General features: G+C 46.5%; 10 protein-coding genes. 8 read left to right on the top strand and 2 right to left on the bottom strand.

Annotated elements, in window-relative coordinates; genetic code table 11:
- The first annotated feature begins 60 nt into the window (after positions 1-60).
- From BCT11_RS18725 to BCT11_RS18695, 7 genes are all read left to right on the top strand, one after another.
- Positions 61-1524, top strand: a complete 1464-nt coding sequence (locus BCT11_RS18725) for a fructuronate reductase (protein ID WP_102388954.1) — start codon at positions 61-63, stop codon at positions 1522-1524.
- Positions 1525-1536: 12 nt separating this feature from the next.
- Positions 1537-2949 (top strand): glucuronate isomerase, encoded by a 1413-nt coding sequence (uxaC, locus tag BCT11_RS18720; protein ID WP_102388953.1) that lies wholly within the window; start codon positions 1537-1539, stop codon positions 2947-2949.
- 3 nt (positions 2950-2952) lie between these two features.
- Positions 2953-3930, top strand: a complete 978-nt coding sequence (locus BCT11_RS18715) for a sugar kinase (RefSeq protein WP_102388952.1) — start codon at positions 2953-2955, stop codon at positions 3928-3930.
- A gap of 9 nt (positions 3931-3939) precedes the next feature.
- Positions 3940-4569 (top strand): bifunctional 4-hydroxy-2-oxoglutarate aldolase/2-dehydro-3-deoxy-phosphogluconate aldolase, encoded by a 630-nt coding sequence (locus BCT11_RS18710; RefSeq protein ID WP_042605107.1) that lies wholly within the window; start codon positions 3940-3942, stop codon positions 4567-4569.
- 332 nt (positions 4570-4901) lie between these two features.
- Positions 4902-5426, top strand: a complete 525-nt coding sequence (locus tag BCT11_RS18705) for a YgjV family protein (protein WP_042605106.1) — start codon at positions 4902-4904, stop codon at positions 5424-5426.
- Positions 5427-5745: 319 nt separating this feature from the next.
- A complete protein-coding gene (locus BCT11_RS18700) occupies positions 5746-7797 on the top strand; it encodes a glycoside hydrolase family 3 N-terminal domain-containing protein (RefSeq protein WP_042605105.1) in 2052 nt (683 codons plus the stop codon).
- A gap of 67 nt (positions 7798-7864) precedes the next feature.
- Positions 7865-8260, top strand: a complete 396-nt coding sequence (locus BCT11_RS18695) for a hypothetical protein (protein ID WP_005429015.1) — start codon at positions 7865-7867, stop codon at positions 8258-8260.
- A gap of 50 nt (positions 8261-8310) precedes the next feature.
- Here the strand turns inward: BCT11_RS18695 and BCT11_RS18690 are convergent, their stop codons facing one another.
- Positions 8311-8928 (bottom strand): TetR/AcrR family transcriptional regulator, encoded by a 618-nt coding sequence (locus tag BCT11_RS18690; RefSeq protein WP_038871524.1) that lies wholly within the window; start codon positions 8926-8928, stop codon positions 8311-8313.
- A gap of 126 nt (positions 8929-9054) precedes the next feature.
- A complete protein-coding gene (arcC, locus tag BCT11_RS18685; protein WP_038871527.1) occupies positions 9055-9963 on the bottom strand; it encodes a carbamate kinase in 909 nt (302 codons plus the stop codon).
- A 406-nt stretch (positions 9964-10369) separates the two neighbouring features.
- Between arcC and BCT11_RS18680 the strand changes: the two genes are divergently transcribed.
- Positions 10370-11773, top strand: a complete 1404-nt coding sequence (locus BCT11_RS18680) for an APC family permease (RefSeq protein ID WP_038871529.1) — start codon at positions 10370-10372, stop codon at positions 11771-11773.

Here is an 11773-nt window from a genome sequence, read left to right as displayed (position 1 = left end):
GCTACCCATTATTAAGATAAACCATCCCGCAGGATCACCTGCGGGAAAAGGGATACAACAATGAAGACTATTTCGAATTCAACTCTGAATGAAAACGTTCTGCTTCCGGACTACGACCGCTCAACGCTTAAAAGCCGTATTGTTCACCTTGGTTTCGGTGCTTTCCACCGCGCACACCAAGCTCTATTCACCAACGAGATGCTGAGCAAAACGGGCTCTGACTGGGGCATTTGCGAAATCAACCTATTTGGTGGTGAAGACTTAATTCAATCGCTGCGCGCCCAAGACCACCTCTACGCAGTGGCAGAGAAAGGCGCAGAATCGACCGAGGTAAAAGTGATTGGCTCAGTCACCGAATCACTCCACCCAAGCCTCGACAGCATTCAAGCGGTTCTAGAAAAAATGGCCGAGCCACAAGTGGCGATCGTTTCAATGACGATTACCGAGAAAGGCTACTGCGCCGACCCAGCGACGGGCACGCTTGATAAAAACAATCCGCTAGTCATTGCTGATCTTGCCAACCCAACGGAGCCAAAATCGGCATTGGGTTACATCGTGCAAGCACTGAAGTTGCGCCGTGAACGCGGCCTAACGCCATTTACCGTGATGTCTTGCGATAACGTGCAAGAGAACGGTCACGTAGCAAAAGCTGCGGTACTTGAGTTCGCTCAACTGCTCGACCCTGAATTGTGTGACTGGATTGAAACCAACGTTACCTTCCCTTGCACCATGGTTGACCGCATTGTGCCAGCAGCAACCGAAGAGACGCTGACCGAAATCGCTGAGCTACTTGGCTGTGAAGACCCATGTGGCATCGCTTGTGAACCTTTCCGCCAATGGGTTATCGAGGATAACTTCGTGGCTGGTCGTCCTGATTGGAACGTGGCTGGCGCAGAATTTGTTGCTGACGTTGTGCCTTACGAAGAAATGAAACTGCGCATGCTAAATGGTAGCCACTCGTTCCTAGCCTACCTAGGCTACCTTGGCGGTTACGCGCACATCTCTGACACCATGACAGATGAAGGCTACCGTAAAGCGGCATTCGACATGATGATGCAAGCGCAAGCTCCTTCGCTGACCATGCCAGAAGGCACCGATTTAGAAGGCTACGCCAAGCTGCTTATTGAACGCTTCACTAACCCAAGCTTGAAACACAAAACATGGCAAATCGCGATGGATGGCAGCCAGAAGATCCCACAACGCATGGGTGGCAGCTTACGATTCCATCTTGTTCAAAGTTCTAACTTCTCATGGTTGGCAACAGCGATTGCAGGTTGGATGCGCTACGTATCCGGCGTGGACGAGCAAGGCAACGACATTGATGTTCGCGATCCAATGGCAGAGACACTACGTCAGATTTGCGACCAACACGGCTTGAACGTTTCTGTTGTGCCTGCATTGCTCGCGGTTGAAGCTATCTTCCCAGTAGAGCTTGGTCAAAACCCACAAGTGATTGATGCGGTGAGCAGCGCTTACCAATCGCTAATCGATAACGGTGCTCGTGCCACTGTCGCTACGCTGTAATAGGAGTTAACGATGAAGAATTTCTTGTGTGAAGACTTTTTACTCTCAAACGAAACTGCACGTCGCTTGTACCATGAGCATGCGTTCCACCAGCCAATTTATGATTACCACTGCCACTTAAACCCAGCGGAAGTGGCGCAAAATCGTCAGTTCAATAACTTGGGTCAAATCTGGCTTGAAGGCGATCACTACAAATGGCGTGGCATGCGCTCGGCAGGCATTGAAGAGCGTTTAATTACCGGTGACGCGAGCGATTACGACAAATACATGGCGTGGGCGAAGACGGTTCCTCAAACTTTGGGCAACCCGCTTTACCACTGGACGCACTTAGAACTGCGTCGCCCATTCGACATTACCAATACGCTGTTTAGCCCAGACACCGCTGACCAAATTTGGCATCAATGTAATGAGCTGCTTGCGACACCTGAGTTCACGGCTCGCGGCATCATGCAGCAAATGAATGTCGTAATGGCGGGCACAACCGATGACCCTATCGATTCACTAGAACACCACAAAGCGATCGCAGAAGACGACACCTTTAACGTTAAAGTGCTGCCGAGTTGGCGTCCGGATAAAGCATTCAAGATTGAATTGGACGTGTTTTCGGATTACATGCACAAACTGGGCGAAGTAACAGACATTGAAATTCGCCGCTTTGATGATTTATTGAGTGCGCTTGATAAACGTTTGGCACACTTCGATGCACATGGCTGTCGTGCGGCAGACCACGGCATTGAGATCGTCCGTTACGCACCGATCCCAAGCGAGGCTGATTTAGATGCGTTGCTGACCCGTCGTTTGAATGGCGAAGTATTGTCAGAGCTTGAATGTGCGCAGTTCTCTACCGCAGTTCAAGTTTGGCTCGGAAAACGCTACGCGCAATTGGGCTGGGTCATGCAGCTTCATATTGGCGCACAGCGCAACAACAGCACACGCATGTTCCAACTGTTAGGTGCCGACGCTGGCTTTGACTCGATTGGCGATCGCCCATTTGCTTTTGAACTGGCACATCTATTGGATGAAATGGACCAAACCAACGAGCTGCCTCGCACCATTCTTTACTGTTTGAACCCTCGTGATAACGAAATGATGGCGACCATGATTGGTAACTTCCAAGGTGGCGGCATCGCGGGCAAAGTGCAGTTTGGCTCAGGTTGGTGGTTCAACGATCAAAAAGACGGCATGCAACGCCAAATGGAACAGCTTTCTCAGCTTGGTTTGCTCAGCCAATTCGTCGGCATGTTAACGGACTCGCGCAGCTTCTTGTCTTACACTCGCCACGAATACTTCCGCCGCATCTTGTGTGACATGGTCGGTCGTTGGGCAGAGAACGGCGAAGTTCCGAATGACTTATCGTTGCTTGGTCCTATGGTCGAAGACATCTGTTTTGGTAACGCAAAACGCTACTTTGAAGAGAGGGCGTAACCAATGAAGCACATCGCCATTATTGGTGAATGTATGATTGAGCTGAATGGCAAACCGTTCGGCTCAATGCATCAAACATTTGGTGGGGATACGCTCAACGCTGCGGTTTATTTGAGCCGCGGCTGCGAAGCCAATAGCAAACCTGATGAAGTCAAAATATCTTACGTTACCGCACTTGGCAGTGACCCAATCAGCACGGGTATGCTGACTCGCTGGGAAGACGAGGGCGTCTCAACAGACTTAGTGCTGCGCGATGAGACTCGTACGCCGGGTTTGTACCTGATTCAGCTTGATGACCAAGGCGAGCGTACGTTCCTATATTGGCGTAACCAATCAGCTGCGCGTTACTTACTTCAACATCCTAACTTTGGGCTGGTTAAGCAAGCATTAACTAAAGTGGATGCGGTGTTTCTCAGTGGTATCTCTTTGGCCATCTTGCCAGAAGAAGACCGAATTTCACTGCTCAACTTATTGGTCGAGCTTAAAGCCCAAGGCGTTGAAATCGCGTTTGATAGTAACTTCCGCCCAGCACTGTGGCCTCAAGACGATAATCAAACCGTCAAGAACGTTTACCAAGCCATGTATCAACTGACGGACGTTGCCTTAGTGACTTTTGACGACGAACAATTGATCTGGGGTGACGAAACACCAAAGCAAACCATTGAACGCCTTACCTCTCTTGGCGTAGGCAAATGCATCGTCAAGCTCGGCGCAGATGGCTGCTTGGTTCAAGACTCAACAAATCAGGATTCGAGCACTGCTCTGGCTCCACAAGCCGTGCCAACCCAACCTGTCGCTCAAGTGGTGGACACCACATCGGCGGGCGACTCATTCAATGGTGGCTTTTTATCGGCATACCTTGCTGGCGCAGATCTAGCGACCTCATGTCAAAGAGGCAACGTACTGGCAGGTGCTGTGATTCAACATCGCGGAGCCATCATTCCCAAAGCATTCACACAACCGGCGCTTGGCGTCGTTTAAGGAACACTCATGTCTAGCATTAAAGAACAATTGAAAGCCCTGAAAGTCATCCCTGTTATCGCCATTGATAAAGCAGAAGACATTATCCCACTGGGTAAAGTACTAGCAGAAAACGGACTACCAGCAGCTGAAATCACCTTCCGTTCAGCAGCGGCTGCAAAAGCGATTCGCCTACTGCGTGAAACCCAGCCAGACATGCTGATTGGCGCAGGTACGGTGCTAAACCGCGAGCAAGCAATTGCTGCAAAAGAAGCTGGCGCAACCTTTATCGTATCGCCTGGCTTTAACCCAAATACCGTTAAAGCATGCCAAGAAATCGGGATTGATATCGTACCGGGTGTGAACAACCCAAGCACAGTTGAAGCCGCGCTAGAGATGGGATTGACCACCTTGAAGTTCTTCCCTGCCGAAGCTTCTGGCGGCATCAACATGGTGAAATCACTGCTTGCGCCATACACCGACATCGAACTGATGCCTACTGGTGGCATTAACCCTGCGAACATCAAAGATTACTTAGCTATCCCGCGTGTATTGGCATGTGGTGGTACGTGGATGGTAGACAAGAAGCTGATTGAAGCGGGCAACTGGGAAGAGCTTGCTCGCCTAACTCGCGAAGCAGTAGCGCTTGTGAATGAGTAATGATTCGTAAGTAGCCTCAAGGCTCTTAGGTAACCCCTTAGCGACTTAGATAAAGTGCCCAGCCCTCCCTTTGTGGAGGGCTGATTCATTCAAAGCATGGCTCAATTGATTGGGTTATCGCGGTAAGTAGATTCCTGATCTCGCCTAGGCTCGTCGGAATGACGATATGATAAATATCTCCCTATTCGTCATCCTGAAAAGCGAGTCACGAGCGTGATTAAGGATCTACTCACAGACTGAATCAAACTCTAAAAGATTGGCAACTTTGAAGGATGACCGTTGCTTACTCACTTAATGGAAATAACTCAAAGAACAACACTCTAGGGAAATAAATGGAAAACTGGTTAGCACAAAGCATTGGTGGCATCGCGTTTATGGTTGGCGTAATGGCATTCTGGCAAAAAGACGACATGCGCTTTCGCTATCAGATGATGGCGTTTTGTTTCATCATGGGTATTCACTTTACTTTAATGGGCGCAACCGTCGCAGCCATTGGCGTGATCATTAATGGCATTCGCAGTTTTGCCTCAATCAAAACCCAGTCACGCAAAGTGATGTGGTTCTTCATTGCTCTTATGTGGCTGATGACCCTGCCAAACATCACTCACTTTTTTGAGCTACTCACGGTAATCGGATCGTCCGTCGCCACTTGGGCGCTCTTTTCCAAACAAGGCATCACTCTACGCAGCTTAATTTTGTTTAATTCCTTCTGCTGGGTCAGCCACAATATTTGGCTTGGTTCTATCGGTGGTTCATTAGTCGAGAGTACTTTTATCATCACCAACTTACTGACCATATATCGCTTGTATCAATCGAGTAAAAATAATAACCAGACACAAACTTTAAATCAGGATTAATGTATTTAGCGCTTTTTCTCACCTGGTAATAATTTTGGAGTAAACAATAACAACCATAGCGTTACATAGAATTTGGAAGCGACATAACATAAACGTAAAACATTGATTTTAAAGAGCTTAAATAAAAACAAACAGACTACAAAATCAAGCTCACATTTAATTTGGTCAACCTATTTTTAATTATATATTGAGTTTAATCACCTAATTAAAAAATATGGTGATCCAAATCTTTAGTTCAATTAATTTTGGTTAACCAAAACATCGCTAATTACTAATATTGGTCTTGAACAAACAACTATACCAACATTAGGACAGCGACATGAAACGTCTTACCCAACTCACTCCTATCGCAGTGGCGCTTGTTCTCGCAGGGTGTAATTCATCCGACGATGACAGCAACTATGTTCAACCAGAAGTCTTCTCTCGAGTGCACGACGTGCTCAGCGTTGATGGTTATCAATTTAGAGACTCCAATGGCAACGGGACGTTAGAACCGTTCGAGGATTGGCGTCTAACACCGGTAGAGCGTGCCGCCGATCTTGTTAGCCGAATGACGCTTGAAGAGAAAGCCGGCATGATGCTTATCGACACACTCAACTCCGGTGAAGGCGGTGTCGTGACAAGCAAAGGTCAGGACATGATCGCCGATGCTCAAATGACCCGTTTTATCTTCCGTAACAGCGTGGTGGAAACACCAGAAAACGCGCCAAACTGCGACAGCGGACGCTCAGGCTGCCAGATTTCACCTAAAGAAGCGGCAACTTTCATGAACAGTGTTCAAGAGCTGCGAGAGAAAACCCGCATGGGTATCCCTGCTCTATTTAAGTCCAATGCACGCAACCACATCGACCCATCTGCAAAAGCGGGTATCAACGTCTCTTCGGGTGCATTCTCGGCTTGGCCAAAAGAAGCTGGACTTGCAGCCACTCGCGATATGGCGCTGATTGAAGAGTTTGCGGGCATCATGAATGAAGAATGGTCGTCGATTGGTTTACGCAGTATGTATGGCTACATGATGGATTTGGCGACAGAGCCTCGTTGGTACCGCGTACATGAAACCTTTACAGAAGACGCGGATCTTGCAGCAGATATCATGCGCTCTTTGATCAACGGCCTACAAGGTGGTGGCGCTATTGACCAAGACAGTATCGCCCTTACGATCAAACACTTCCCCGGTGGTGGTCCTCAAGAAAACGGCGGTGATCCTCACTACGACTTTGGGCAAAACCAAGTCTATCCAAAAGACAACTTTGATTACCACTTGATCCCGTTTATTGCCGCGATTGATGCTGGCGCCTCTTCGATCATGCCTTACTACGGTATACCAGTAGATCAAAAGTGGATGCCAAATGATGTAGGCATGTCCTTCTCTAAAGGTATCGTGACCGATCTGCTGCGTGGTGAGCTGGGCTATACCGGCAACGTAAACTCCGATACCGGTATCATCGGCGACCGAGCATGGGGTGTGGAAGATAAAACCATCGACGAACAAGTTGCGATGGTAATCGAAGCTGGCGTCGACGTTCTCTCTGGCTTTAACGATAAAGACGTCATCGTAAATCTGGTCAACAAAGGACTGATTGACGAAGAGCGTGTCGATCTTTCAGTGACTCGCTTAGTCAAAGAGCAGTTCCAACTTGGTTTGTTTGAGAACACGTATGTGGACGTCGATAAAGCCCAAGAAATCTTAGGCAACGCCGAACATCAGGAACGTGCAGACTACGCTCAGAAGAAATCCGTGGTCCTGCTGCAAAACACAGACAAGACATTGCCTCTAGCCAAACCAAACGCCGACAGAGCAGTTTCGCTCTATGTGATGGGTATGGATGAAACCATCGCTGGTGACGAGCGTTTTGGCTTTGATGTAACGTCTGGTGATTATGAAGATGGCAAAGCTCGCCCACCAGTACCAGCAGGCACTGATTACGCCGTTATTCGCGTTCGCGTCTCCAATGAAGGTGCGGATCCTGAGCTTATCTTTGGTGGTGCAAACCCAGATGAACTCGACCTGCTGGCATTCAGTCAAATGGCAACCGCAGCATCTTGGAAAATTGAGCCAAGTCTGACCGATATCCAAGCCGTCATGAATGAAATTGGCGCACAGAATACCGTGCTTTCAATTAACTTCCGTCAACCGTTCGTACTGGATGACGCAAGTAACATGAAAAAATCGGGTGCAATCTTAGCCACCTTCGGTGTATCAGACAGCAACTTAATGGAAGTCCTTTCTGGCAACTTCGCTCCTCAAGGCAAGCTTCCATTTGCACTGGCAAACAGCGCGCAAGCGATTTTGAACCAGCACTCTGACTACCCAGGTTATGACGACGCAGACACCTTGTACGAATTCGGTCACGGTCTAAGTTACGAATAACCTTTTACCCACCTAACTAGGCAGTGTCTCGGCGCTGCCTTTGTTGGATCTACTTGAGGAATAAACCATGGAACACATACTGCAGTTAGACTGGGTTGACCAAAGCATTCCCCATAAAGTTTGGGTTGAACAATACTACGACGGCTGCCGCATTTGCCTAAAGGTCGTCAAGGATGTAGAACCCGAAATGCTCTCATTGATTGTGCCTAACATTGATGTGAAAAGCGTTCGTCAGGCATGGCAAGGTAAAGCTATCAACGTTACACCCGCTTATGATGATGGCGTCCTTTTCACTCAAACCCGTTCGCTGTTCAACCTTCCTCATGGTTGCGTGATTTGGGCCGTCACTCATATCAAGATGCAAAATGGTTTGAAGATGTCTGCTGACAAGCTCTGTTTTGTACCGAAACATTCAAAGCAAGATTCTCGCTTTCAACAAGAACATCACGCTGAGGCATGTTAAACCAATAAGGTCAGCCCAGCAGCTGACCTTGTGTTTATCTCTGCTTTGCTTTAGTACGGATGAAAATCAACCTTTTGACAAATTGGCGGGATGTAAAGCTGAAGATAGGACTCAGATAGGCGAAGGGCTTCTTTAGCCAGTTCTGGGGTGATGTAGCCATATTTACGGTAAGAGAGAGAATAGATTTTGTCGGCAACTTGCAGGGATATAGCAAAAATATTAATCGGTTGAGGTAGCTGAGGAATGTCGAAGAACTGGCGATAAATCATCTCAACTTGATACCCTAATTCAAGATCATGCTCTGTATCTGCGTGACCTAACTCTGCAAACGTATGTCGACCCAATATCAATTTTTTGGCAATAGGATTGTTATTATAATAATTCACATAAGCCGTTTCTATCATTCGATTAATATCGCTCCAATGGACAATCTTTTCTTCATCAATACACTGCTCGAGTAATAAATCAAAATCAGAGAAAACATTTTCCAATAAGTTATGAAATAAGTTTTCTATATTTGGATAATGATGATAAACCGTTGACGTTGCCATTCCGCATTCTTTAGCAACGTCGTACATCGAAATATCCGTCGCTTCTCGCCTCTCCATCAAACGGACAACTGCTTCGTTAATTTTCAACAATTTTGTTTCTGTACTAACTTTTCGCATCGTGATGTTGTCCTTCCAAATTTTAATTAAAACCTAATATATAAGGTCACACTATCAATGTCCGCCAAAAACGACCGTAACTTTGACATGCGACCTTATTGATTTGTGAATTAACTTATTTGCATATTATGGTTGTATATGTGTACCAGACTTCCCTTCAATGATTTCTAACGCAAAAGATAAATCACCGATATGACCACTTTGTCCTGTTTTTTCAACAAACTGGCAGCATGCGTCGACTTTCGGTCCCATCGATCCTGCTGGGAAAGAATATTGCTTCATTTGCTCAATGGTCACATTCTTTAGCTTTTGCTCTTGTGGTGTTCCCCAGTTGAGACAAACGTGGGTGCCATCTGTCAGAATCAGCAAATGCTCCGCCCCAATTTGTTCTGCAATTAGTGCCGCAGTCATGTCCTTATCAATAACCGCTTCAAAACCGACATACGCCCCGTCTTTTTCGATTACTGGAGCACCGCCGCCGCCACCACAAATGATCAAGTGTTCTTTTTCGAGTAAGTCTTTGATTGCTTTGATTTCTAAGATCTCTTGTGGCTTAGGAGAAGGGACGACACGACGCCAATGCGCACCATCAGGTTTCACAACCCAGTGATTTTCCTCGGCAAGTTGTTTTGCTTGATCCTCAGTGTAAACAGGACCAATGAACTTAGAAGGGTCCACAACGGCAGGGTCGTTTTCATCGACGACAATTCGCGTAAGTATCGTCGTCGTGTAACGATCTTCAATTGCAGCATTGAGACCTTGCTGAATCAAATACCCAATCATGCCTTGTGTTTCTGCGCCAAGCACATCAAATGGATAGGGAGGGCAATCTTTATAAGCGTTGTTTTGTAGGGAAAGTAAGCCGACTTGAGGACCATTACCATGCACAATGACTAAACGGTAGTTTTTACTCAATTCAGCCAGTGAACTCGCCGTCTGCGCAATGCTTTTTTGTTGATTCTCGCAGCTCATGATCTCACCACGTTGCAATAAAGCATTCCCTCCAACAGCAACAACAATAATCGGTTTTGACATATCGAAATCTCCAAATATAAATAAATGATGTCAGATTAGACTGGCCTAACTGTATTTAATTGGAATTTTATGGTTGGAGATAAAAATCACAGTTCAATTCCTATTCAATAATTGGCATAGAAAATGAAGTTGACGTCACGTAATTTTCATTATTAATAGTTTAAAAACCGATATGTGATCTCGAATGTGTTTTTAGATTTTTAATGAGTAAGAAAATTCTGAAATTAATAAATTGATCAAGAACAACTATTTTGCGATTAGTGTTTTTTTCCTCATAAAATGTCTAGGTTCTTTTAATTTTCCCAGCAATTCGTTTCCTCAATACCGATATTAAGTTCACATCAAAGTTCGTTACATAAATTTCACTTTTAATAATTGCCATATTCAGTAGTTAAGGAGCGAAACAATGAGTAACGAAACTCAAGGAAAAATGGGGGTCATGAGTATTGCGCTATTTACGTTATGTGCAGTACTGGTGGTCGACACACTCACCGCATCCGCAAGTATAGGGGTCAGCTCGATCGGTTGGTGGGTTGTAATGCTGATCTTTTTTGTTATCCCCTATGGGTTCATCACTTCTGAGTTAAGCACAACTTACCCAGGCGACGGTGGTATCTATGACTGGGTAAAAGAAGCCTTCAATTTCAAATGGGCCGTACGCACAACCTGGTTTTACTGGATTAACGTCGGTCTATGGATGCCAGCGGTATACATCATGTTTGCAGGCATGTTTGCCGAGCTATTCATGCCAGATCTATCGTTGTGGGGCCAAATAGCGATTTGTATTGCGCTGACTTGGTTCACTGTATGGATTTGCAACGTATCGGCAGACATTGGCGTTTGGGTCACGAATGTAGGCGCCATCCTAAAAATCTTAGTGATCGGCACGTTAGGTGTAGGGGGCTTTGTTTACGCAATGAAACATGGCGTCGCAAACGAATTTTCTTTGTCTGCCATGGTGCCAACTCTCGACTCAGCGGTTGCGTTTCTTCCTGCTATTGTCTTCAACCTAATGGGTTTCGAATTGGTTGCAACCATGACGAAAGAGATGAAGGACGTGCGTGATATGCCAAAAGCCGTATTCCTTTCTATTGGTATCACTGCGTTCCTCTATATCTTCGGCACGATTGGCATTCTGATGGCGTTACCTGTTGAAAGCATCGGTCTGGTCGCTGGGTTAATCGACACATTTAAAACCTTATTTGGTGATGGTCCATTGGGCAATGCCATGGTGTATTTCTTTGGTGTCTGTGCACTATTAACGCTCATCGGCAACATGGTGAGTTGGACAATGGGTGCAAGTCGCGCTGCTGCCGAAGCCGCTCAAGAAGGTGAACTACCAGCCGCTGTAGCAAAAATGTCGGACAAAGGCTCTCCAGTGGGTGCGAACAATATCACTGGCACGGTTTCTACCGTGGTGATCTTGTCATACGCCCTATTTGCTCAAGGTAATGACGACTTGTTTTGGTCCATCTTCGCCTTTTCAAGCTGCATTTTTTTATTGCCTTATCTGTTCATGTTCCCTGCATACCTAAAACTGCGCCTAGTGGATGGCGACCGTGAGCGCCCATTCAAAGTTCCGGGTGGCATGGGTACGCAATACGTCATCTCAATTGTGTGTTTCTTGGTAATCCTTCAAGCCGTGGTGCTCTTCATCTTCCCAGAAGCACTTGACCTCACCGTCGCAGACTGGAATTACACAGCGCCAGTGCTCATCGGAGTTATCGCGACAATCTTGATTGGTGAATGGATTTTACTGGGCGCATTGAAACGCAAAAACCAACAAACGGAACAACAAGCTGAAGCGTAA

The organism is Vibrio sp. 10N.222.52.B12 (genome assembly GCF_002875385.1).
Lineage (GTDB): Bacteria > Pseudomonadota > Gammaproteobacteria > Enterobacterales > Vibrionaceae > Vibrio > Vibrio jasicida.
This window is presented reverse-complemented; position numbering and strand designations above follow the sequence as displayed.

Excerpts from the sequence above, each read along its gene's own strand:
- BCT11_RS18725 (WP_102388954.1), top strand. The coding sequence starts at position 61 with ATGAAGACTATTTCGAATTCAACTCTGAATGAAAACGTTCTGCTTCCG.
- BCT11_RS18680 (WP_038871529.1), top strand. The coding sequence starts at position 10,370 with ATGAGTAACGAAACTCAAGGAAAAATGGGGGTCATGAGTATTGCGCTA.
- BCT11_RS18705 (WP_042605106.1), top strand. The coding sequence starts at position 4,902 with ATGGAAAACTGGTTAGCACAAAGCATTGGTGGCATCGCGTTTATGGTT.
- BCT11_RS18700 (WP_042605105.1), top strand. The coding sequence starts at position 5,746 with ATGAAACGTCTTACCCAACTCACTCCTATCGCAGTGGCGCTTGTTCTC.
- BCT11_RS18715 (WP_102388952.1), top strand. The coding sequence starts at position 2,953 with ATGAAGCACATCGCCATTATTGGTGAATGTATGATTGAGCTGAATGGC.
- BCT11_RS18710 (WP_042605107.1), top strand. The coding sequence starts at position 3,940 with ATGTCTAGCATTAAAGAACAATTGAAAGCCCTGAAAGTCATCCCTGTT.
- arcC (WP_038871527.1), bottom strand. The coding sequence starts at position 9,963 with ATGTCAAAACCGATTATTGTTGTTGCTGTTGGAGGGAATGCTTTATTG.
- BCT11_RS18690 (WP_038871524.1), bottom strand. The coding sequence starts at position 8,928 with ATGCGAAAAGTTAGTACAGAAACAAAATTGTTGAAAATTAACGAAGCA.
- uxaC (WP_102388953.1), top strand. The coding sequence starts at position 1,537 with ATGAAGAATTTCTTGTGTGAAGACTTTTTACTCTCAAACGAAACTGCA.
- BCT11_RS18695 (WP_005429015.1), top strand. The coding sequence starts at position 7,865 with ATGGAACACATACTGCAGTTAGACTGGGTTGACCAAAGCATTCCCCAT.